The sequence below is a fragment of the Vibrio sp. SCSIO 43140 genome (genome assembly GCF_023716585.1).
GTDB classification, from domain to species: domain Bacteria; phylum Pseudomonadota; class Gammaproteobacteria; order Enterobacterales; family Vibrionaceae; genus Vibrio; species Vibrio maritimus_B.
Map to the genome: position 1 here is coordinate 1590741 of NZ_CP071850.1, position 23440 is coordinate 1614180.

Here is a 23440-nt window from a genome sequence, read left to right on the forward strand (position 1 = left end):
TTAAATAAAGCAGGTCGTTGGTTTAAAGCATGCTGTATGGATGGCTGGTTAAATGTTAGTCAATTACACTGCCTACGGTTTAAAATACCCAATTTTAACACTTTGACATACAGGGTATTTACATTCATTGTGAAGGTGCAATCCAACAACGTACACAGGAATCAAAGAAATGGACTTCAAAAAAACCATTCGCCGAGTTAGTACCCTCATCGTCGCCTCCCTTACTACCATTGTCGCAGTTAATGCTCATGCGGAAGACAAAGTTTTCCGACTAAAACTTGCTGAGACATGGGGACCAAATACGCCTATCTTAGGGGATGCGAGCAAGAATATGGCTAAGCTTGCGAAAGAGATGTCGAACGGACGCTTAATCATTCGCATCGATTCTGCCAATAAGCATAAAGCGCCGCTGGGTGTGTTTGATATGGTGAAATCGGGACAATACGATCTCGGACACTCAAGCTCTTATTACTGGAAAGGTAAAGTGCCAAACACCTTGTATTTCTCCTCGATGCCCTTTGGTATGACAACGATGGAGCAGTACTCATGGTTCTATCATGGTGGCGGTCTAGAGCTGATGCAAAAAGTCTATTCTCCACATAACCTGCTTTCTTTCCCAGGCGGAAACTCTGACATCCAAATGGGAGGCTGGTTTAAGAAAGAGATTAACTCTGTTGAGGACCTAAAAGGTCTGAAAATGCGTATCCCAGGTTTTGCGGGTGAAGTCTTGGCGCAAGTAGGGGCGAAACCAACCAATATTGCTCCTGGTGAGCTTTACACATCCCTTGAGCGTGGAACCATTGATGCGCTTGAGTGGGTAGGCCCTGCTTTTGACCTTCGAATGGGTTTTCAGAAAATCGCACCTTACTACTACACAGCATGGCATGAGCCTGGTTCCGAGACACAATTTCTCGTAAACAAAAAGGTGTGGGAGAAACTGCCGGACGACCTTAAAATAATCCTCGAAACTTCTTTCCGTGTCGCTGCTTTTGACATGTATACGCAAGCGTTGCATGAGAATGCCGACAGCTGGTCTAAGATGAGCTCAGAGTACCCGGACATCAAGGTTCGCAGCTTCCCACCTGAAGTCATCAATGCACTGAAACAAGCAAATGGCGAACTATTGAAAGCGCAGGCTTCAAATGACGAACTAGCAAAAGAGATCTTGGACTCTCAAGCCAATTATCTAACTAAAATGCGCGAGTGGACGAACATTTCTCTACAGGCCTATCTTAACGAGCAAGCTCAATAGGCTAATGATTAAACGAGAAAGCCCTGCGTCTCTGCGCAGGGCTTTTTTAATGGGAGTTGTTTTGGTGTTTGATGGCGTGTTATTGCGGAGCGCGGCTAGTAAACGAGATATCCTTCCCTTGACCAGCACCAATCATCACCGCTTCAAAAATAGGTTTCGATGCTTGATTCGGATTTGACCAGTTTACGATGAAGTTTGCCCCAACACCGCCACTGGTTTCTCTTTTCTCCACTAAGTACTCAGAGCTTGATAATGGGCTGAGTTCGTAACCTTCCTCCAAAAACTGTCTGACCAAGTTACCGTTGGTATCGAAGTAGTCAATGCTATGGATATTAATGCTGTTCTTCGGGTCGGTATTTCTCACGACTAGCGTTGTTTCAAGCAGCACGGCTTTGCCACCATCGGTGTAGATATGTGAATAGGCCGGTACATAGGCGCTGGTGGCGTCACTGCCGTTTGATGCGATTGTTACGCGTTCTATTTGCTGTGCCTGATGGCTCAGTTTCTCTTCAATGGTATCGACAGATTTCACCAAGGTACCCAGGTAAATCGCGAGTCCGATAACAAGAATAGTGGAAATAATGGAAACGATTTGGCTGGCGTTACGATTCTCAGTCATAGAGTCTCCTAATAGGAATTATTTTTGGGGGCTTCCTTATTGTACTAGCAAATAAACGGATAGCGAATTTGTTCAGCAAATCAGACTGTTACCTAGTTTGACATAGTGTTAGAAAGTGTAATGCTAAAGTCACTATATTGGTGCATTGAACGCACTAAGATGGTGACGATTTTGATGCACATTGTCATTTTGGGTTCCTTGTTTTAACAGCCCTCTTGTGACAGAAGAGGGTTAAACCACACAAAGTACGGGTATATAAATTGCAATGTAATCAATAAAGTAGATTCAAAGGAATGAAAATGAACTTAACTTCTGAAGAAAAACGTTGGTTACCTTGGCTAGGTAGTACCGGAAAAATCGCCATGCGGAAGGCGTGTTTCTCCAATCGAGATAGAATCACCGAACTAGAGCAAACGTTCGAGAGCATTGCACAAACTAGGGTCAAACTGCTGGAAGCATGGACTCAAAACCAGTGGCGTTTTCTAGAAGATGCCGCGTTTTACCTCTCCTCAAAGGCGGAAGATGAGCGTGCGGAGGCGCTCGACCTATTACTACGCAGAGGTAAGGATTTTACTGAGCTGTTTTTGGTTGATGAACATGGCTCCGTCTTAAGTTCGACCAGTAGAGAATATATTGGTCATCAGAGCGCATCGAAGAAAGCTCTTGACCTTGCGAGGAACAAGCCGTTTCTGCATGGCCCGTATGTCGATAAAAAGACCTTAGATATAGGTCCGTCATCCTCCAAGTTTCATGATGCTGTGACCTTGATGTTCTACCAGCCCCTCAATATTGATGATGCTGATGCACCGATCCTCTGTGGACGTGTACCAAATGACGTACTGGGGGATTTGATTCAGCGAGAAGCAGGGCATATCTACAGTGAATCGGGTGACAACTATCTGTTTATGGTTGAGTCCAACTTTGACCCGTCAATAGCACAGGGCGTTGCGTTATCTCGTTCGCGTTTTGAGGACAATACTTTTTCACACGGAGAGAACCTAAAACAAGGTGTGCAAACAGACTGGGGAACCGTGAAGATCCAAAAACATACTGAGTTTGAGGTTGTGTTTAATGATCCAGCGACCAATCAACTTCACCCGGGTGTTCGAGAGACCATTAAAAATGGCAGCAATTTGTATGTCGATTATCCAGGTTACTCAGACTACCGCCATATTCCGGTAATAGGCAAAGGCGTCACGTTCAGACTGCCGGGCTCAATTGATACCTGGGGTATGATGTGTGAATCCGACTTAGAAGAAGTACATCGACACCGTTCTCTGGTTGGCCGACTAACAAGGCGCTTTATGGCATCCGCTATAGCCGTAACTTTGCTACCGGTGATGCTACAACACTTTCTAAGCCTAGACGCATACACAAGCGCTGGTTTGTCTTTCTTATTTGCATGCTTACTTACTGTGTTGTTCCGAGCGAGAACAGCCAAGCCTTTGTCGCGCAGCCTCGAACAGATGACTGGTGTGATGAAGGTATTGGCAGAGGGGGATGGAAACCTTAAACAGCGACTGGACTCATCGAAGTTTAAGGCAGATGAAACCGGCGATCTAGGCCGTTGGACCAATAGCTTTATCGATAACCTCGAAACCGTAGTTTCCGAGTTAGTCTTCGCCAGTCGAGAAGTGAATAACGTATCGGAATCGATGTTTCGATGCAGTCAGCGACTTTCTAAATCGAGTGAAAGCACCTCAGAATCGATCTCTCAGCTGATTGACCTCTCTCAAAAGCAGGTTGGCGAAATCAGTTCAGCCAATGACAACGCACGTGAAATGCACGTACTCATGACAGAGTCTGTCGAACAAGCGAGAAACGAGTATGAGACGGCGCGTAACAGTGCCGAGACAATCAAGGCAATCGTCCAATCTTCATCAGCGAGTGTGAATGATGTGAATAGTGAGATGGAAAAGATTAGTGACATTGTCACACTAATTACGGATATCACTGCACAAACGAACTTGCTTGCACTTAATGCAGCCATAGAGGCTGCGAGAGCGGGAGAGCACGGACGTGGGTTCTCTGTGGTTGCCGATGAGGTGAGAACGCTTGCCGATAGAACGGCGGCAGCAGCTAAAGATATTGGTGACTTGATGGAGCAGCTTCGTCACCAGTCTGAAAAAGCGGTGACGACGATGAGAGCTGGTATTGATAACGTAGAAAGTAATGCCTATCTTGCAGATAACTCGAAACAAAACGCTCGATTACAAGAATCGGTAAACTCGCTTTTTGATGCCATCACTGGCTTGGCAAGCATGAGTAACACTAACTCTCAAACGGCAGAATTAGCAGCCGATTCGACGGGCTCTTTGCAGTATCAATCGAAGCAATTAGCACGTCGAACTGCACTAATGCAAAACTCGATATCAAGGCTGGATCAATTGGTTGGTCGTTTCGAAGTGTAGGGTAGTCGCTGTAATAGATGGCTTAATAAAAGGGAGAGACTATAACTGGTCTCTCCCTTTTATTATTTAATCGACGGGATTGGCTACGTTGTTTTTTGCTATTAACTCTTTTAGCTTAGCTTTGTCGACAATCACGCTCCCAAGGCCTTTATTGCGCTTGGCTTCATACATAGCAAAATCGGTATAGATTAGTAACTGCCTGATACTCAAATCACTACTGTCAGGAAGGAATACACCAATTGCCGCGTTTAGGTCCAAGGTCAGATCATGTCCACGAACACCGAATTGAAAACTCTCTAACTTGGGCAAGAGTTCTCGAAGTAGCTCATTATTCATGGGTGCGATAACAACAAACTCGTCACCACCGATTCGGTAGCTCGTCCCTTTAACAGTCTGGCGAAGTAATTTAGCGTAACAGCGTAGTACCTGATCACCAACGGCGTGGCCGTAGGTGTCATTAATTTGCTTAAACCCATTTAGGTCAATAAAGATTAGGCCGTTACCTTTACCCAAGGGTTGCTTGCGAATACGGTTTAGAGCATAGCGGTTTTTTAACCTGGTCAAAACGTCATGATTAGCTCGGTGATTAGTCAAATAACCAAAGGTGATCGTCACTAAAATAAATAGACCAAGCAAAATATTGATGACGTTCAGTCGCTGTTTATCGAGCTCTTTTTCGTTCAATTCTCGCCAATTCGCTGGAGGTTGATAGCGATGATGAATCGTTTCGGCGTCTACAAAGTCGAGCGTTCGATTAAAGAGTTTCGATAGTGTTGCGCCACGTTCTGTTTTTGGAAAACCAAACGTCAGCTGAGATCGATAGAAAGGCTTAAAATAACGATCCTCGGTAATCTCAGACAATGACTGTTCATAAAGTAACGTATTGAGAGTGACTCGGTTGGTCACCGCATAGTCGATGGTTTTACCTATTAGCCCGCGCACCAAAGCTTCAGTATCTTTGAAGTAGACCAGTTCTTTGTTGGGAAGGAGGCGACGAGTAACGGTCGCAAAGACACCGTTCTCGACCACACCGACACGCTCAGCAAACAGCTCCGAGATATGGCGATATACCTCTTCTTTGTATCCGACTCGTTTAGCGATAACACCATCAATAGATGCGTACGGGTCGCTGAAAATAAGGCGCTCTTTACGGTGATTAAGATCAGCAATCGGAGTCATGATCTCATGTTCGCCGAGCATGAGTTTCTGCAAAGACGCTGCCCACGGTTCATCAGGCTGGAATACCAATCGGCACTCAAGAGAACCAAGGCGACAGATCTCATTGACTAGATCTACCGCGACTCCTGTCACGACACCGTTTTTATCAGTAAAAACATATGGCTTACGAGGGTTGAGGTAGACATTGATAGGATCTTCCAAGTTTAGGCCCGAAGACTCAATATCATTTTTAAGCTGTTTAATGGCTATCTCGGTAATGTAGCTTTCAATATAGCTACGGATCTGTTTCTGTACTGATTCCTGAGCGATGATGCGGCTGAACTTTGCGAGGAGCGGAGCATTTTCGGATTTATTAGTGATGATCGAAACTGGTGGTATAGACACTTTATCGTTGATGAGTGTCGCTTTAAAACCAGCACTCAAAAACCATTCGAGCTGCAAGAATGTACCTATGTAACCGTCGATATCACCACTTCGTATACTCTCAAAGGCCACCTCATTGTCGAGAAAGCCCAATACACGTTTCTCTGGATAATAGCGCTGAATAATATCGTTAAAAGCTGTTCCCATCGTAGTGCCTACCACATGGATATCATCAAAACTCTTGTCTGTTTCGGTGAACAAGTAAGTCGGTTCAATATTGATGGGTGGCGAGAAGATAAATCGCTGCGCACGCGCTTTGGTGAAAGTAATGTTGGCAATAAAGTCCAATTCACCACTTTCGATCGCATTAAGTCGCTCACTGAAATCGGGGTAGTCTACATATTCAAATGCAATATTCGCTTCTTTCTCTATAGTCGAGAAAATAAATCGCGCTAAGAAGTCACGTTCATGAGCAGAGATGTAGTACGTCTTATTGTCTGGCGTGTCCGCAAGCGCGTTAGAAGTCGCTCCAGAGAAAAGAAATACAGCAGAGACAAGAAATACAAACATGTTATGTATACAGCGAATTCTCAACTCCAACTACTCCTTCCATGGCTTGGGGGCGAGACACGTTTTTTATTCTAGTCTCTATTAACCATAATGCAATGTTAACTGACTGAAATCAAAATAAAAGTCGTGGTTTGGTAAGGGTGAGCATTGTTGTGTCGGTTATGGCGGCAGGTTTGGTAGAAAAAAGGCAGCAAGTGTCGCCGCCTTGTGGGTCTATTCTGTCACTAGTTGTCCTGACTTTTGGAATACAAAGCGCCAAACAAAAAGAACAAACGCGATGTAGCTAAGACCAACAGCTAACGCTTCCCAGTGGTAACCGGAATACATAGCAATTGGCATCAGAGAAATAATAAATATATCGGTGATGGACCCTGGAACATAAGCAATAGCATAGTCGTCCAATACTTTGCTTTTCATATTTGGATCGACGATGCGAAGTAGCGCAATACCCATTGCGACCGTACCCGTTAGCCATCCCCAAGAAAAGATACCTTTCTCAAACCAGTTATCGCCAAGTATACGGGGTGCTACCCAGAAAATAAGGAACAGAGTGAAACAAATACCGCCGATGGCAAGTAGAGTCATTGGTAGCAGATATTGCACGAGTACTGTAATTTTGATGGCTGAAATACCAAACACGATGAGGTAGTCAGTACTAATGCCCGAGGCATGATTGAATGCGCCGTCACACAGGTATTGAGATGCGCCAGTACGTTGAGCCACCATACGCACAAACATTCCGCCTAGAAAACCCGTTACAAAGGTTGGGATTTGAACTTTGTCATGAAAAGAAGACAAAAAATCCGCTGCCACATAAGAAAAAGCGGTCACGACAACCACCAAAGCAGCATGAATCGCAAAGGAGTCAACGGACAACGACGACATGGTTGATTTCATCGCCCAGCGTTGCTCACCCTCTTCAATAAGACCTTTACGTTCGTGATCATTCATCTTTTGAAAGCTGTTAAAGCGTTTGATTAAGCCAAGCTTGAGGGCAACTTGTAAAATGATCATGCCAACAGAGATAGAGATAAAAATACCTGCGGTGGCAAACGTAAGGCTTAGCGTAAACGCATCTTCCCAGCCAAGGTTTGTGAAGATATCACCGACAACCGCCGAGGTGCCGTGACCGCCCATAAAGCCTGCCGCCATTGGGATCCCGAACGCTGGTGTTAAGTCAGAGAATACAAAAGACGCTAAAAACAGGCCAAACATCGCAGCAAACAACCACTGAGAAACAGAGGCGACTTGGTTGAACGCCCACATACTACCAGCGCGTTTTGCTACGACTGAAGGTGACGGAACATCGGTTGCAAGACCAAGTGCTGAGAAAAGTGCAGCAGTTAAAAGACCAGCGTTGCTTGCAAAGGTGTCTGTCCACGGCAGAATGTCAGCGCCTGCGGGGCCAAGCGCCAAACCGAGAAGGCCCGCAATCACCGCAGATGGTAAGTACATTCTTTGGAAAACAGTAAGGTGTACTCGAAGTACTTTCCCTAAAAGCAGCAGTCCGCCAGCGATCGCAAGATCGGACAGCATCAAACCGTTAGGCATAAAAACTCCTATCGTTATAATAGTTTATTGCTCGCTAGGCGAGCAGAAGTAGGCAAATTGCTACTCAGTCACATTGTGTATTTGGTCAGTGAGGTTCGGGCAAACAAAGCCGGTCACCGAGCCTGAATAGAGAGCGCCATAATTGGCAGGCTTCTCAGAGAGTCGAGGGTCATTCCCCTCTAAATGATGTGAGCGTGATGAGAGTCCGATCCTCATCGAGACGAGTTACTTGAAGACCACTGAGTTAGGATGGTAACCATAATAACCAAAGCGGTTTAGCAACAAATTTGAGTGATTACTCAATTGCTCAAGGTGGCGCATCTTAGAGAAATGTCAGCGCAAAATCAAACTTGTGCCTGAGTTTATTGAGGAGAAGGGGACTTCCATGATCTTTATCAAGCAGCGCGCCTTCGTCTTCAAGACGCGCTGCATAAGTGAATGCATAAGTGAATGCATAGGTGAATGCATGACCAAGTGCTTTACACTGCGACGGCACCACCAGTGTTATCACGACCACGATCGCGTTTAGCAATATGCAGTCCCCACATGGCAAGAAGCGCCATGACTAACATTATGACACCAAGCGGCAGTTGGCTGCTCGCTGGTATGACCGATGCCGCGAGCGTAGCAAGACCCGCACCAAGGTTCTGCATTCCACCGAGAACTGCACCACCTGTGCCAGCATGATTCGGAAATGGGGTCAGCGCGCCGGTAGTTGCAGCCGGAAAGAGTACGCCAGCACCCAAGAAATAAACCGTTGAGCCAATGGTGAGTGTCCATGCATCTGTGCTGCCCTCTAAACCTGGAATAAGGACGATCACAGAGCCAACAATAATAGCAATTAGACCGAACTTAAACGCCGCTGCATTACCAAATCGTTTTGCGATGAGCGAGGAAAATCCTGCCCCGAGTAAATACCCTGGGATTGGCATGACAAACAAAATACTCACCGTAAGCGCAGAAAGCTTCAATACACCGCCAAATAGCACACCAGCTGCTGCTTCAAACACTGCGACTCCAGCAAACGTCGCCACAAGACAAATCACGTAACCTTGGAAGCGGCGATCGGACAGAACAAATCGATAGTTGTCCACTGCCGAGCTTTTCGTACGACGCTCTTCAGGCAGTGTTTCGACCAACTTCGATGACATTACGATGACTACGGCAACAGCGAAGAGCGTCAAAAATAAGTAGCTTGAACGCCAGCCTAAAGTCTCTGTAAGCAGGCCACCAAGTACTGGTGCCAGCAGAGGCGAAAAGATCACGCACATACTAATGATGCTGTTTGCACGATGCAATTCTTCACCAGAGAAACAATCGCGAGATAGGGTGCGAGACATTGCACCACCGCTGCCGATACCTGCGCCTTGGACAAAACTTCCTAACAAAAACAGTTCGAATGAATGAGCAAATAAGCTGATTAGCGCACCAACTAGGTAAATCGCAAGTCCCGAGATAATGATAGGTTTGCGCCCAAGCTTGTCCGACAATGGTCCGTATATAAATTGTGAAAGACCATAGGGAATCAAGTAACACGCCATAACAGCTTGCAGCATAGCAGGATTAACGTGGAACTCTTTTGCCATCTGACCAATTGAAGGCACGTACATCGTCTGGGTCATTTGACCGACCGCGGTCAAAATAGCGATTAAAAAGGTCAGCTTAGCTAATGGAAACTTGGATGACATTTCTCAAATATCTCTTAAACAATAGGAAGTGATTAAACCTGCCTAGGAATAGCCCTGTCAGTATTAGGGCGCAGATGTTAGAGTCAGTTTGGACTTTCATTAATAACAAAATGTGATATTAATCACGATAAAAATTTCAGTTATTGATTAGAAAAAATAATGCGAGCATTCAAGGTGTGAATGCTCGCATTTGGTTATTTTGCCCCAGCTTGAGCGACCGTTAGCAAGTCGACTTCTGTCGCTGCTGCATGCTGGTATACGTGAACATCACGTTGCGGGAATGGAATACTGATGCCATTGCGATCAAGTTGTTTCTTCACTTCTTCGGTGACTTCCCAGTAAACATCCCAGTAGTCTTCCGTTTTCACCCAAGGTCTGACGATGAAATCTACGGAACTTTCGTTCAAGGTATGGACATAAATCATCGGTTCAGGTGACTTTAGTACTTTCGGGTGTGCTGCAAGAATGTCAGCAAATACCTGTTTTGCTTTATCTATATCATCACCGTAGCCAATACCAAACGTCATATCTACTCGACGAGTTTTCTCTGCTGTGATGTTGTTTATGGTGTCGCCCCAGATCCTATTGTTTGGAATAACGAGGCGCTGGTTATCTACGGTTCGTATTGTCGTAGAGACAAGGCTCATGTGGCTAACGGTACCCGATATTCCAGCCACTTTTACTAGGTCCCCAACATCAAATGGACGATAGATTAGAATCATCATGCCCGATGCAAAGTTCGACAGGGTATCTTGCAATGCAAAACCGATGATAACACCCGCAACACCGAAACCAGTAAGCAGTGGACCAAGCTCGATCCCTAATTGTGATAATGCGATCAACAGACCGAGTGCGGTAACCCCTTTCTGAGCCATTGAGACAAAGAAATCTTGCATCAATACACTGAATTTCATGGTTGAGTGACTGACACTCTTGCGTACGGCTTTACCAACAATTTTTGCAAATGAGCGCGACAACCAAAGAATGATACCAAAGACAAAGATCTTAACGATTAGCGATGGTGTGTGTTCCATTGCCCAATCTTTGAAAGCGCCTAGCCATTCAGTGAGCAGCCCCATCATGACACTCACATCAAGGACGTCGGTGCTAATATCACCTGTGATTGTAAACAACAGTTGTTTGTAATCGGTCGTGTCGACACCATATTGCTCAAGCAAGGTAATGCTCGATTCAAGACTTAAGATTAATAGGTTTATCTGACCAGTAATCCTAATGGCATCTTCTTGTAGCGCCGCTTTCTCTTCTTCAGGCAAATAAGCGAGTCGGTCATTGACATCATTCAGTTGACTGTCGAGATACAGAACCGAATTATAGAGAAAATCTGCACGTTCCTTAAGGTCACGTTCGAGAATGGTGCGTGCCTTTGTAGTGTCTATGCCTAGATCTGACGCCCATGTTAGTGTCGTAGACAGATCGGCATAGTATTCATCCATAGTGGTGATGCGTTTTTGCATTGCGAATTGAACTTCGTCTTTCGCTGCATCGTTGGCTTGTTTTGACTCTTTTGATAAGCGTTTGAGATCTTGCTCATTAGCAGCAAGAAGGTCCTGCATCAACGTTAGTTGGCTAGCGACAATCTGCTTGTTGATTTCTGCATCTTTATTGCTGGTTAAACGCTCGGACAGTGATTGTCGTAATGCGTCATTCTTACGATCGATAATGCTCTCTTCAAAACGGTTGAGCTCAGCGGTAGCGCTAAGGCGTTCAACGTCTAGAATCAATGCCTCTGACTGCGTTAATAAGGGGTTGTCGGTTGACGATACGCTATCCGAAGCCAAAGTTGTAATGGGAGAGGCAGTTCCAATTGCCAATGCTAAAACAAGTGCTAATTTGCTTTTCATTCGCTTTCTCAAAAGTTGGTTGGATTCAGGGTTATCGCTGGGCGATCCATAAGTACGTTTTGCGTGTAATCCAGTAGGCAGCTTTAGCCACTGCTTTGATTACGGTGAACGTGAAATTGGCGATGGAAGTGATTAGGTCGCCAGTACCTACCATCAGTTTGTATGCGTCTGTGTGTTGAAATTCTCTATAGGTCATCGTGTCTGCTCCTCTTAATCTGGAGCACATAGTAGCGGGATAGAAATTGTAAAGTTGCCATTTTGTGCCACAGGCGTTGAAAAGCAGATGAGACTATCTGAGAGGGGAATGATGAGCGATATAGGGCGCGATAAAGCAGCTATTTGATTGTTCAATATCACGGTAAGAAAATATTTCAGTATTGTTTTGTAGGGAAAAGTAGAGCACTAAAAAAGCCGACAGAGTGTCGGCTTTGAAATCTAGTGAGGGCATGGACCGCTGAAACTATACAGTGGTCAGCATTTTTATTAATGGGCGCCGGATTTTAGATGTCCTTTACGGCTGCGAAGACCTGCTTCGAGTTTCTTAAGCGATGCTGCGATCGCGGGGTACATGACGTCGTGGGTCGCTTTAGCAGAGACTCGTACACCTTCGTAGTTAGTAAATATTTCGACTTCGTGTTGGTCGTGCTCTTTTCTAATGATGATGTCGCTGCTAATTAGTTGCGGGAAATGAGCCGCAATTTTCTCAAACTTGCTTTCTATCTCTTCTCTTGAGTCGTCACCGATAGATACGTGATGGGTCTGAATGTTTATTTTCATTAATTGCACCTTTCCTTTCACTACGTATTTTAAACGTAGCAAAGGAGAGGGCGTTTGACAAAAATAAGAAGGCTTTTCTTTTTATTTCATAAGGTTAGTTTGAAAGCGCTTTTTCAAGCTGCTTCACAGAATAACTGTATGTGAACCAAGCGCTTACTCCGGCAAGGACGTTCCCGATTAGTGCTCCGTAGAACAACCCTTGGATACCTCCAAGTTGTGCGCCAACCCACAAACAAGGTAAAAAGAAGGCAAACAAGCGTAGTGTAGAGATGGTCAATGCCGTCTTAGCTTTACCTAGTGCGTTAGATATTGACACCATCAACATACAGACACCGAGAGGGCCTAGGCTGAACGGCACCAAAATAAGGTGGTAGTTCAATATCTGATATACGTTATCTTCACTGGTCATCAGCGCAGAGAGCTGGTTGGCGAACAACAGCGTAATGAGTGCCACAACAAACTGAAAGCCCAAAATATAGGCAACGGCGATGTTCACGAGCTTCTTAATATCGACTAGATTCTTAGCACCCAAGAGCTTGCCCACCATAGGTGGCATCGACATGGTCAGTGCAAGCACGGTTACGATGGCAAAGAACTCATAACGAGAGCCAAGAGCCCAAGCCGCAACGGCAGCCGTGCCAAATGTCGCGAGCAGTTTTGTCGCCAACATAGAGGAGAGTGGCGGTAATAACTGGCTCACCATAGCGGGTGCCATGATCTTCCATATCGATCTTAAGCTCTCAGCAATATCCACGTTAGACCAATTGAATGATGCCCAGTTTTTAGAGACAACCTTAGGCGCAACAACCAAAATACCAATACCAAACGCCACTACCGTGGCGATAGCGGCACCATTAATCCCCATATCAAAGGTAAAGATAAACAGTGGGTCTAGGGCAAGGTTAATAATGCTAGTGATGACCATCATCATGCCGGGTAGAACAGTATTACCGTTAGCTCTGCACACGCTGTAGTAGAAATAGAGTACAGCCCCTACCCAAGAGCTTAACAACCAATAAGGCCAGTAGCTATCAATGACAGGGTAAACGGATTCTGGAGCGCTCAGCATTGCTAGGATAGGGTGCCGGATAAACCAAATCACCACACCAATGATGGCGACGCCTAAACTACCGAACACGAGAATTAATCCACCGAGCTGTTTGGCATACTCTTCATTGTTAGCGCCGAGTGCACGAGAAATAATGGCAGTCGTTGCGATGCCCAAACCTACTTGAATCCCGATGATCACCATCTGCATCGGCAAGGTAAAGCCTTGCGCTGCCAAAGGCAGTACGCCGAGTTGACCAATGAAGGCACTGTCGACCAATTGGAAACTCATTAGCGAAAGCACACCTAGTACCATAGGTAAGGTCATGTTGAACAATTGCTTGGCTAACTGTTTAGAATCTTTATCCACGTTGTTCTCTTATTTTGTGTTCCGACTTATTGTCACGAACGATGGCTAAAAAATAGGAAGGACGGGCAGCGAGCCCGTCCTTGATTGAATTACGGCTATTCCTTAGCACGTGACCAAACCTAAGAGGCTATTCTTCGAACTTGTCTGCATAACCTTTTGGCGGCGGTGTCCAGCCGCGTTCGCGCGAGTGCTTGTCATTGCGGTCGATTTGCATGGCGTCGCGGATGAGCCCCTCTAGTTCAATAAACAGGTCTCGGTAGTTGTTGTCGAAGCGTTCACCTTCAGCGCCTCCTTTCCAGCCTTCGTACAAGCGATCAGACTGTTTGTCCTCAATCGACTTGTAGGTGGCTTTCTGCTGTTCGACAAAGAAAGGATGGAAGCCTAAGCAGTTCATTGTTTTCGCGCCTAGCTCAAGTGCAGAATGATAGGTCTCAGATTCAATATAGTCTGCACCAGCCTGTCTCAATTGGTAACCATGACCGCGGTCAAATGCTCTGGTAAGAATTTTGACGTGAGGGTACGTATGTTTGACGTATTTTACAAGCTCGATACTGGCCTCTTGATTATCAATAGCCACTACTAAAAGCTTGGTTTCCTCTATACCTGCGGTGTGCAGTATGTCAGGTTTAGATGCATCACCAAAGAAGGCTTTGGTACCAATCTGACGCATGTTATCGACTTGGTCCGCTCGGACATCAAGCGCCACTGTTTTCACTTCGTTAGCAACTAATAGGCGATTAACAATTTGTCCAAATCGTCCCATCCCTGCGATCATCACGGTACCACGTTCATCGACAGTGTCCGCTTCTCGATCGTTACTCTGTTTCTCATAACGCGGCAAAATAACCTTATCAAACAAGATAAATAGGCCGGGTGTTAGGAACATAGATAGCGCGACAACAAGCGATAGCGTTTGGGCGATATCGTTCGGTAGCACGTGATTTTGAACGGAGAAACTAAGAAGAACGAAGCCGAATTCACCGGCTTGAGCAAGGCTAAGCGTAAATAGCCATCTTGCGCTGTCTCGAATATTAAAGATGATGGCAAGTCCGTAAAGCACGGCAGCTTTCAAGAGCATGACGCCTAGAGTCAAACCAATGATGACAAAGAAATCATTGAACAAGATGCCAAAGTTAATACCAGCACCGACCGTAATAAAGAACAGGCCAAGTAGCAGCCCTTTAAATGGATCGATGTTAGATTCGAGCTCATGTCTAAACTCACTGTTCGCTAATACGACACCAGCCAAGAACGTACCGAGAGCAGGGGATAGACCTACTAGACTCATCAAGGCCGCGATACCGATAACCAACATTAGTGCGGTGGCAGTGAATATTTCGCGAAGACCGGAGGATGCAACAAATCTGAATAGTGGCCGACTTAAATAATGTCCGCCGACGACGACAACTGCAATAGAGGCTGTAATCACCAAACCGTAAGCCCATCCAGGTAAACCAGCGACCAAGCTCAATTCTTCATGATGATCTGCGGCATGTTCAACCGCGTTCTGAGCTTGCTCTACTAGCTCTGGTATCGCCAAAAGAGGGATGAACGCTAACATAGGGATCACGGCAATATCTTGGAACAGTAAGACTGAGAACGAGCTCTGACCGCCTTCAGTTTTAGCAAGCCCTTTTTCATGAAAGGTTTGCAGTACGATAGCGGTCGACGATAGGGCAAAAATCAAACCAATGGTAAGCGCGATGCTCCATGTCTGGCCGAAAACAAGGGCAATCCCCATAACCGCTGCCGCGGTACCACCTACTTGAATGCCACCCAAGCCAATCAGCTTGTGACGCATGTTCCATAGCATTTTGGGTTCTAGCTCGAGACCAACCAAAAATAGCATCATCACGACACCAAACTCAGCAAAGTGCTGAATAGTCGTGGTCTCTTCACCGACGAGACCGATGATTGGTCCAATGACAACACCCGCGATTAAGTAGCCAAGAACAGAGCCAAGTCCAAGTCGTTTGGCAATCGGCACGGCGATAACGGCAGCAACTAAGTATATGAATGCCTGAAGAAAATAGCCTGTCATGATGTTCCCTCATCCGATTGAATTGCTTGTTCCGATGGCCAGTAGTGATTGAGTTTGTCCATAGGTTTTGCTCGCTCTATGTCAAAATCGCCGCTGGCCAATAGACTGAGCAACTCTCTCCACCGTTCTCTATGTTCGGGAATGCGATGCTCCTCTTGCGCTGTGCGCGAACCGAATAAGCAAAACGGTGGCAAGTAAGTCATACCAGTTAGCGTTGCGGTTTGTTCCAAAGGCTGCAAAAGTTCTCGGATCGTAAAGTGGTTGTAGCCATCAGTTTGGTAAGCCTCCGCCTTTCCTCCTGCAGAAATTGCACACAAGAACGTTTTCCCGTGCAACGCGGTGCCATCTTGACCATAAGCAAACCCATACTCCAAAACGAGGTCCTGCCACTCTTTGAGAATCGATGGTGTTGAGTACCAATAAAGAGGAAACTGAAAAATGATCACATCATGATCGATCAGGCGTTGCTGCTCTTGGTCGATATTGATGTTGTAGGTCGGATACTCATAATATAGGTCAACTGCTGTAACGCCTTTGATGGAGGCGGCATCTCGGAACATGGGCGCATTGACTTCGGAGCGCCGCTGAGAAGGGTGTGCATAGAGCACAAGAACTTTATTGTTATTTTCGGGCATAATCGCTTCCGGATAGCTTTGTCTATGAGTCTTAATATCTAGTACACAAAAAGATATTTTTCAATTGGTTACCATCTAGTGACCTATACAACTTTCAGTGTTTTTTCATTAAGTGATAATATTAACTCTGTTTTCAAATTGCTGAATCATAAGGAGTATTTTCAGTGTCGTTATCAGTAAGACCCGCAAAAGAACAAGATTCAGAGCAATTGCTAGAGCTTTATCGGCAAACAATTCGCACTGTAAATTGTAATGATTACAATAAGATGCAGATTGATGCATGGGCCCCTCTAGATCTTACTAAAGAGGTATTTAAGGGCTATATTTCAAGATGCAGCCCGTTTATCGTCGTAGAGGGCGATGAGATCCTAGGTTATAGCGACTTACAACCCGATGGATTAATTGATCATTTTTATTGTCATCATCGAGCTCAGCGGAGAGGAGTGGGGTCTTTGTTGATGAACACTATTCTCGACAAAGCAAAGCTAGCTAAGCTCGAGAGGTTGTATTCCTTTGTGAGTATTACAGCTAAACCTTTTTATCTACACTTCGGTTTTACGGTCGTGCGCCCTAACGAAGCGGAAATACGAGGCGTCGTGCTCAATAATTTTTTGATGGAAAGGTCACTTGATAATGAGCTCTAGTATGTTTGATGTCCGTGAAGTAAAGCAGACTGAGTTACCGCTCGATATATTGCTGATTGCTGACCCAGAAGAAGCGGCGATTAATGCTTATCGAGAGCGCTGCATCGGTTTCGCTGTCTATATGCAGGGAGCATTGGTGGGTGCATTGCTAGTGGAGGTTGATGCGAAACAGCGCTCTGCAGAGCTATTCAATATCGCCATTTATGATGAGTTTCAAGGAAAGGGATTTGGTGGTGTTTTGCTTAGTGAGACCTTAGCTTTGCTGTCGCAAAAAGGTATCGACTCCGTCGAACTCGGAACTGGGACATTTGGCTATCAGCTTTCTTTCTATCAGAAACATGGCTTTAGAGTAGATTCAGTCGTTAAGAACTTCTTTCTAGATAATTACGATGAGCCTATATTCGAGCACGGTATTCAACACAAAGACATGCTGCGCCTGATATGGCGCAGCAACGACCAATAGTTAGTGTGAGCATGTCGCTAGGTTAAAAATGCGATATAACCTTGGATGACGAGCAGATTGATTATGTCGATAAAGAAGGCACCTACAAGTGGAACGATAAAATAGGCCTGTGGTGAGGGGCCATAAGAGCCAGTGATGGCCTTTAGGTTCATCATTGCTGTCGGTGTCGCTCCCATCCCAAAGCCCACATGTCCCGCGGCAAGAACGGCGGCGTCGTAAGACTTACCCATGATGCGAAACGTTACCCAGTACACAAAGCCGATAGTTAAAATAAGCTGTGCGACCAAAATAATGAGTAGCGGTATTGCGAGATCAAATAAATTCCACAATTTCAAGTCCATTAGAGCCATCGCGAGAAAGAGACTAAGTGATAGATTCGCACTTTTGTCGACCTCAAGTCGAATAGTATCGAGCTTGGTTCTAACCGAAGGTATATGGCCAACTAACATACCAAGCAAGATGGCGTAAACGAAATTTGGCACTAGGGTTAGGATGTGGATATTTGTCGACTGCGCGCTTTGATGAATGTCGCTACTCACAACAGCGCAGGTTATTAGTACTGCGATTGCGATGAAATAGCCTAAAATGCGACTCGCGTTGCTGACTATATTGTCTTTCGTATGCGTTCGAATCGTTGAAGAGCTTTGAGTTTTTGAAGGTGTGAGCTGATAGCGCTCTACTAATCTTGTTCCTAATGGTCCGCCAAAAATCCCACCTGCGACCAAACCAAATGTTGCGCAAGCCATTGCTATTTCTAATGCCCCCGGAATATTTAGTTGCTCACTATAAACCGTTGCCCACGCTGCGCCAGTACCGTGCCCGCCAGAGAGAGTAATAGAGCCGGCCATCAGGCCAAGTAATGGATCTAGATTTAGAAGACTAGACAGTGCAATACCCAGCGTATCTTGGAATAAGATAAACAGAGCGGCACAGATTAGGAAGCTTATAAGAGCAGAGCCGCCGTGCTTCAGAAGTCTTAAATCTGCTGACAAACCGACACTGGTAAAGAACATTAGCATCAAGGTGTCTTTGAGTGGTAGATCAAACGAAATGTCAGTGCCGGAGTAATGCAGTGCCATAGTGATCAAAGACATCAGAATACCACCAATAATCGGAGATGGAATGTGGTACTTACTGAATGATTTGATGTGGCTTAGCAGTTTTGACCCAACCCAAAGTATTAGGATGGCAAGTAGCATAGATTCTGCGCTGTTTAAGGTAATGTCAGACATAGTGATGGCTTGCTATTGATTTAATGAGTACCTCAAGAAGTGAGGCAATGGCTTTGTGGGCATACTATGTGTGACCGTTAAAATAGAAAACTCCACTTTGAAGGATGCTATCCTTCTTAATGCAACTTAAGATTGACGTCTCTTACTCAGGTCGGTAGATTGCATTCCCCGAAAACGGTGAATTAATAGTCTGATAGTTGGAGGTTTTTTATGGGTGAGATGTATACCAAGCACGCGAAAAAGTACGCAGATGCCATTGAGAACAATGCGTACAATGCACTTTACGAGCGTCCTTCAACACTAGCGTTAATTGGTGATGTGACAAATAAGAAGGTACTTGATCTAGGTTGTGGTCCTGGCGCTTATGCCGAGCATTTTGTTAAGGCTGGTGCACAGGTGACGGCAATCGACCTAGCTGAAGAAATGGTGGCAATTACAAGAGAACGCTTAGGTGACAATGTCACATGTTATGCGCAAGATCTGGTTAACGGACTGCCTAAAGAGCAAGACGATGCGTTTGATATCGTCGTCTGCCCGTTGATGCTGCATTATTTAGAAGACCTCGTCCCGCTGTTCAAAGAAGTTCACCGTGTGCTTAAATCGGATGGATTGTTTGTTTTCTCGACCCATCATCCTCTCGTTGACTTTGAAGAGAACGCGTTTAATAACTACTTTGATGTTGAGCTGCTGACCGAAGAGTGGAATACCGTTGGTGAGCCGGTAGAGGTCTCCTTCTATCGACGTTCATTTACCAATTTGTTTGAGAGTCTCTCCGAAGGGGGATTCGTGTTGGACAAGTTTTCAGAGGGTAAACCAGATCCTGAGATGAAAACCGAGTCACCTGAAACGTTCGAAAGATTGTCGCGCCGACCAAACTTCATCTTTATCCGCGCTAAAGCCAATTAATTCTCTTGAGTTAACATTAAATAGTCATCGTTTCCTGCTAGATTTTCATCAAAAGGGCAAAAAACGTGTTTTTTTTGCCCAATAACCCGTTCAATTTACAAATCAATTTGGCATTAGCGGCGGGTTTTATTAGTATGTACAGCTATCAAAAAACACCCTTATGGATACTACCGGACGGTAGACGAGGAAACGATGCAACATCTAGAAGAGATCATTGCTAACGCGGGCACAGCTATTGAAGCTGCAAACTCGCTAGTCGCACTTGACGAAGTGCGTGTTCAGTATCTAGGTAAAAAAGGTGAGCTAACAGCTCAACTTCAAAGCCTAGGTAAACTACCACCAGAAGAGCGCCGCAGTGCTGGTCAAGAGATCAACAAAGCAAAAGGCGTCGTTCAGCAAGCGATCGCAGCACGCAAAGACGCACTACAACGTGCAGAGCTTGAAGCGAAGCTAGCGGCAGAAACTATCGACGTAACCCTACCAGGTCGTCGTATCGAGAACGGCGGTCTACACCCAGTTACTCGTACTGTTGAGCGTATTGAAAAGTTCTTTGGTGAGTTAGGCTTTAGCACTGAGTCTGGTCCTGAAATTGAAGATGCATTCCACAACTTTGATGCACTGAACATTGCAGAAGACCACCCAGCTCGTACTGACCACGATACCTTCTTCTTCAATCCTGATCTTATGCTACGTACACACACGTCTGGCGTACAGATCCGTACGATGGAAAATGGCAAACCACCATTCCGCTTCATCGCACCGGGCCGTGTTTACCGTAACGACTACGACCAAACACACACCCCAATGTTCCACCAAGTGGAAGGCATGCTGGTTGACGAAAATGTTAACTTCGCACAGCTGAAAGGTATCCTGCACGATTTCCTAACTAACTTCTTCGAAGAAGATCTTGAAGTTCGTTACCGTCCGTCATACTTCCCATTCACTGAACCTTCAATGGAAGTGGACGTTAAGCGCAAAGATGGCAAATGGCTAGAAATCTTAGGCTGTGGCATGGTGCACCCAAATGTACTTCGCAGCGTAGGCATCGACCCTGAAAAATACTCTGGTTTTGCATTCGGTATCGGTATCGAGCGTCTAGCTATGCTTCGTTACGGCGTAAATGACCTACGTTCGTTCTTCGAGAACGACCTACGTTTCCTAAAACAGTTCAAGTAATCCAGAGGGTTCATCACAATGAAATTCAGCGAATCATGGCTTCGTGAGTGGGTAAACCCTTCAGTTTCTACTGACGAGCTTACGCACCAAATTACAATGGCTGGCCTAGAGGTGGACGACGTACTACCTGTAGCGGGCTCTTTCACTGGCGTTAAAGTAGGTAAAGTGGTTGAGTGCGGTCAGCACCCAGACGCAGACAAGCTACGCGTGACTAAAGTTGATGTTGGCGCAGAAGAACTGCTAGACATCGTTTGTGGCGCTCCAAACTGCCGTGAAGGTCTGAAAGTAGCAGTAGCAACAGTTGGTGCTGTTCTTCCAGGCGATTTCAAAATCAAGAAAGCAAAACTACGTGGTCAACCTTCACACGGTATGCTGTGCTCGTTTACTGAGCTAGGTATCGATGTTGAATCTGACGGCATCATGGAGCTGGCTGAAGACGCTGTTATCGGTACTGATTTCCGTAACTTCCTAGGTCTTGATGACGTGACTGTTGACGTGGACCTAACAGCAAACCGCGCTGACTGTTTCAGCATCCGTGGTCTTGCTCGTGAAGTTGGCGTTCTAAACCGTGCTGACGTAACAGCACCAGCGGTTAATCCTGTTGAAGCATCTATTGCTGATGTGGCTTCTATCGAAGTTAAAGCAACGGAAGCATGTCCTCGCTACCTAGGTCGTATCGTTAAGAACGTTAACGTTCAAGCTGAAACACCACTATGGATGCAAGAGAAACTGCGTCGTTGTGGTATTCGCTCAATCGACCCTGTTGTAGACATCACTAACTATGTTCTTCTAGAACAAGGTCAGCCAATGCACGCATTCGATCTTGCTAAGATTGAAGGTGGCATCGTTGTTCGTATGGCAGAGCAGGGTGAAAAACTGACTCTTCTAGACGGCACTGAAGCTGAGCTAAACGCAGACACACTTGTTGTTGCTGACCACAACAAAGCACTTGCTATTGCGGGTATCTTTGGTGGTGAAGAGTCTGGTGTAACAACAGAAACGAAAGATGTGCTTCTTGAGTGTGCGTTCTTCGCACCAGACCACATTCGTGGCCGCGCACGTAGCTACGGTCTACACACGGATTCTTCAATGCGTTTCGAGCGTGGTGTTGACTATGCACTACAAGTCAGCGCAATGGAGCGTGCAACTGAGCTTCTAGTTGAAATCTGTGGCGGTGAAGTAGCACCTGTGGTTACTGTTGAGTCTGACGCAGATCTGCCTAAGCCAAACACGGTTGAACTGCGCCGTACTAAGCTAGATTCACTTCTTGGTCACCATATCGCTGACGCTGAAGTTGTTGAGATCCTAGAGCGTCTAGGTCTAACAGTAACGACAACTGATACAGGTTGGACGGGCGTTGCGCCAACATGGCGTTTTGATATCGCAATCGAACAAGACCTGATTGAAGAAGTGGGTCGTATCTACGGTTACGATAACATTCCAAATCAACACCCTGCTGCAACACTTAAGATGCACAACCACGTTGAAGCGGATCTTCCACTGAAACGTGTACGCGATCTGCTTGTTGATCGTGGCTACCATGAAGCGATTACTTACAGCTTTGTTGAGCCAGAGCAACAAAAACTTGTTGTGCCAGACGTTGAGCCATTGATTCTACCTTTCCCAATCTCTGCGGAAATGTCAGCAATGCGTCTTGGTCTTATCCAAGGTCTTCTAAATACCGTTGTTCACAACCAGAAGCGTCAGCAGCCACGTGTTCGTCTATTCGAATACGGCCTACGTTTCATCCCTTGTGAGAACGCTGAAAACGGTATGCGCCAAGAGCCTATGCTTGCAGGTGTGATTGCAGGTACACGCAGTGAAGAGCATTGGGACATTGAAACCAACACCGTTGATTTCTTTGACCTAAAAGGTGACCTAGAAGCGATTCTAGAACTGTCGGCAAACGAGAAAGCATACTCATTTGCTGCAGCGAAACATCCAGCACTTCACCCAGGTCAATCTGCAGCAATCGTTGTTGATGGCAAAGAAGTGGGTGTGATTGGTACGGTTCACCCAGAGCTAGAGCGTAAGTTCGGTCTAAACGGTCGCACTATCGTATTCGAAGTAGAATGGTCAGCGATCAACACGAAAGTGATTCCAGAAGCAGCAGGGCTTTCTAAGTTCCCAGCTAACCGTCGTGATATCGCAGTTGTTGTTGATGAAGCAGTAGCTTCTGGCGACATCGTTGCAGCTTGTCTAGAGCAAGGCGGCGAGTTCCTGAAAGACGCGAAACTGTTTGACGTTTACGTTGGTAAGGGCGTTGAAGAAGGTAAGAAGAGTTTAGCAATTGCGCTTACTCTACAGTCTCTAGAGCGTACGCTTGAAGATGCGGATATTGCTGGTGCAGTAGACGCAATTGTTGCTCATATTTCTGAGAAATTTGGTGCAACGCTGCGTGACTAATCGCAGTTAGCGTGTCAACGCGAATTACCTAGAAAAGCGGGTTACTGAAAAGTAACTCGCTTTTTTTATATCCAGTATTAGCCGATAAAACAAACTGGTTTCATATTCTATATTCTTCGCAACTCACTGTTTTTAAGGAACAATTTTCTGCCATACTGTATCAATATCACTATTTTGTACTTTGTTTGTAATTTATTTTCATCTGGCTTTTTGTTATTTTTTAGTGATATCTATTGCTTGAGGGTTTT

The 23440-nt window shown here is 45.6% G+C and carries 17 protein-coding genes and 1 pseudogene; 7 read left to right on the forward strand and 11 right to left on the reverse strand.

Features of this window, described 5'->3' with window-relative positions:
• Positions 1–169 precede the first annotated feature (169 nt).
• Positions 170–1252 carry a TRAP transporter substrate-binding protein gene (locus J4N45_RS07470; RefSeq protein ID WP_252014334.1) on the forward strand — a complete coding sequence of 361 codons (1083 nt, stop codon included), beginning with the start codon at positions 170–172 and terminating at the stop codon, positions 1250–1252.
• A 79-nt stretch (positions 1253–1331) separates the two neighbouring features.
• On the opposite strand, the gene J4N45_RS07475 is transcribed toward J4N45_RS07470, so the two are convergent.
• Positions 1332–1871: a DUF3124 domain-containing protein gene (locus tag J4N45_RS07475; RefSeq protein ID WP_052412961.1), complete on the reverse strand. Its 540-nt coding sequence runs from the start codon at positions 1869–1871 to the stop codon at positions 1332–1334.
• A gap of 299 nt (positions 1872–2170) precedes the next feature.
• Between J4N45_RS07475 and J4N45_RS07480 the strand changes: the two genes are divergently transcribed.
• Positions 2171–4282, forward strand: a complete 2112-nt coding sequence (locus tag J4N45_RS07480) for a methyl-accepting chemotaxis protein (RefSeq protein ID WP_252014336.1) — start codon at positions 2171–2173, stop codon at positions 4280–4282.
• 66 nt (positions 4283–4348) lie between these two features.
• Here the strand turns inward: J4N45_RS07480 and J4N45_RS07485 are convergent, their stop codons facing one another.
• The 9 genes and pseudogenes from J4N45_RS07485 to J4N45_RS07525 all read right to left on the reverse strand — a co-directional run bounded on the left by J4N45_RS07485 (position 4349) and on the right by J4N45_RS07525 (position 16365).
• Positions 4349–6394 carry a GGDEF domain-containing protein gene (locus J4N45_RS07485; RefSeq protein WP_252014338.1) on the reverse strand — a complete coding sequence of 682 codons (2046 nt, stop codon included), beginning with the start codon at positions 6392–6394 and terminating at the stop codon, positions 4349–4351.
• 213 nt (positions 6395–6607) lie between these two features.
• Positions 6608–7945 (reverse strand): sodium/glutamate symporter, encoded by a 1338-nt coding sequence (locus tag J4N45_RS07490; RefSeq protein WP_252014340.1) that lies wholly within the window; start codon positions 7943–7945, stop codon positions 6608–6610.
• Between the two features lie 479 nt (positions 7946–8424).
• Positions 8425–9633 (reverse strand): multidrug efflux MFS transporter EmrD, encoded by a 1209-nt coding sequence (gene emrD / locus J4N45_RS07495; protein ID WP_128649852.1) that lies wholly within the window; start codon positions 9631–9633, stop codon positions 8425–8427.
• Between the two features lie 194 nt (positions 9634–9827).
• Entirely contained in the window at positions 9828–11495 is a 1668-nt protein-coding gene (locus J4N45_RS07500; protein ID WP_252014341.1) for a mechanosensitive ion channel family protein, read from the reverse strand.
• A 31-nt stretch (positions 11496–11526) separates the two neighbouring features.
• Positions 11527–11691, reverse strand: a complete 165-nt coding sequence (locus tag J4N45_RS07505; protein WP_252014343.1) for a hypothetical protein — start codon at positions 11689–11691, stop codon at positions 11527–11529.
• Positions 11692–11981: 290 nt separating this feature from the next.
• A pseudogene (hpf, locus tag J4N45_RS07510) lies at positions 11982–12272 on the reverse strand (ribosome hibernation-promoting factor, HPF/YfiA family); the annotation flags it as partial.
• Positions 12273–12366: 94 nt separating this feature from the next.
• Complete coding sequence (locus J4N45_RS07515) at positions 12367–13647, reverse strand: MATE family efflux transporter (protein WP_252014667.1); 1281 nt, start codon at positions 13645–13647, stop codon at positions 12367–12369.
• A 169-nt stretch (positions 13648–13816) separates the two neighbouring features.
• On the reverse strand, positions 13817–15730 hold the full coding sequence (locus tag J4N45_RS07520) for a monovalent cation:proton antiporter-2 (CPA2) family protein (protein ID WP_252014344.1): 1914 nt from the start codon (positions 15728–15730) through the stop codon (positions 13817–13819).
• On the reverse strand, positions 15727–16365 hold the full coding sequence (locus J4N45_RS07525; RefSeq protein WP_252014346.1) for an NAD(P)H-dependent oxidoreductase: 639 nt from the start codon (positions 16363–16365) through the stop codon (positions 15727–15729). The genes J4N45_RS07520 and J4N45_RS07525 overlap by 4 nt, the downstream gene beginning before the upstream one ends.
• 164 nt (positions 16366–16529) lie before the next feature.
• On the opposite strand from J4N45_RS07525, the gene J4N45_RS07530 reads away from it, so the two are divergent.
• Complete coding sequence (locus J4N45_RS07530) at positions 16530–17009, forward strand: GNAT family N-acetyltransferase (protein ID WP_252014347.1); 480 nt, start codon at positions 16530–16532, stop codon at positions 17007–17009.
• The gene (locus tag J4N45_RS07535; protein ID WP_252014349.1) at positions 16999–17472 is read left to right on the forward strand and encodes a GNAT family N-acetyltransferase; all 474 of its coding nucleotides are present in this window, start codon (positions 16999–17001) and stop codon (positions 17470–17472) included. The genes J4N45_RS07530 and J4N45_RS07535 overlap by 11 nt, the downstream gene beginning before the upstream one ends.
• A 17-nt stretch (positions 17473–17489) precedes the next feature.
• Here the strand turns inward: J4N45_RS07535 and gltS are convergent, their stop codons facing one another.
• Entirely contained in the window at positions 17490–18704 is a 1215-nt protein-coding gene (gene gltS, locus J4N45_RS07540; RefSeq protein ID WP_252014350.1) for a sodium/glutamate symporter, read from the reverse strand.
• A 210-nt stretch (positions 18705–18914) separates the two neighbouring features.
• Here gltS and J4N45_RS07545 point away from each other — a divergent pair, with 210 nt between their 5' ends.
• From J4N45_RS07545 to pheT, 3 genes are all read left to right on the forward strand, one after another.
• Positions 18915–19610: a class I SAM-dependent DNA methyltransferase gene (locus J4N45_RS07545; protein WP_252014352.1), complete on the forward strand. Its 696-nt coding sequence runs from the start codon at positions 18915–18917 to the stop codon at positions 19608–19610.
• A 192-nt stretch (positions 19611–19802) separates the two neighbouring features.
• Positions 19803–20786, forward strand: coding sequence for a phenylalanine--tRNA ligase subunit alpha (gene pheS / locus J4N45_RS07550; protein WP_252014354.1), 984 nt, complete (start codon positions 19803–19805; stop codon positions 20784–20786).
• Positions 20787–20804: 18 nt separating this feature from the next.
• The gene (gene pheT / locus J4N45_RS07555; RefSeq protein ID WP_252014356.1) at positions 20805–23192 is read left to right on the forward strand and encodes a phenylalanine--tRNA ligase subunit beta; all 2388 of its coding nucleotides are present in this window, start codon (positions 20805–20807) and stop codon (positions 23190–23192) included.
• The last annotated feature ends 248 nt before the right edge of the window (positions 23193–23440 follow it).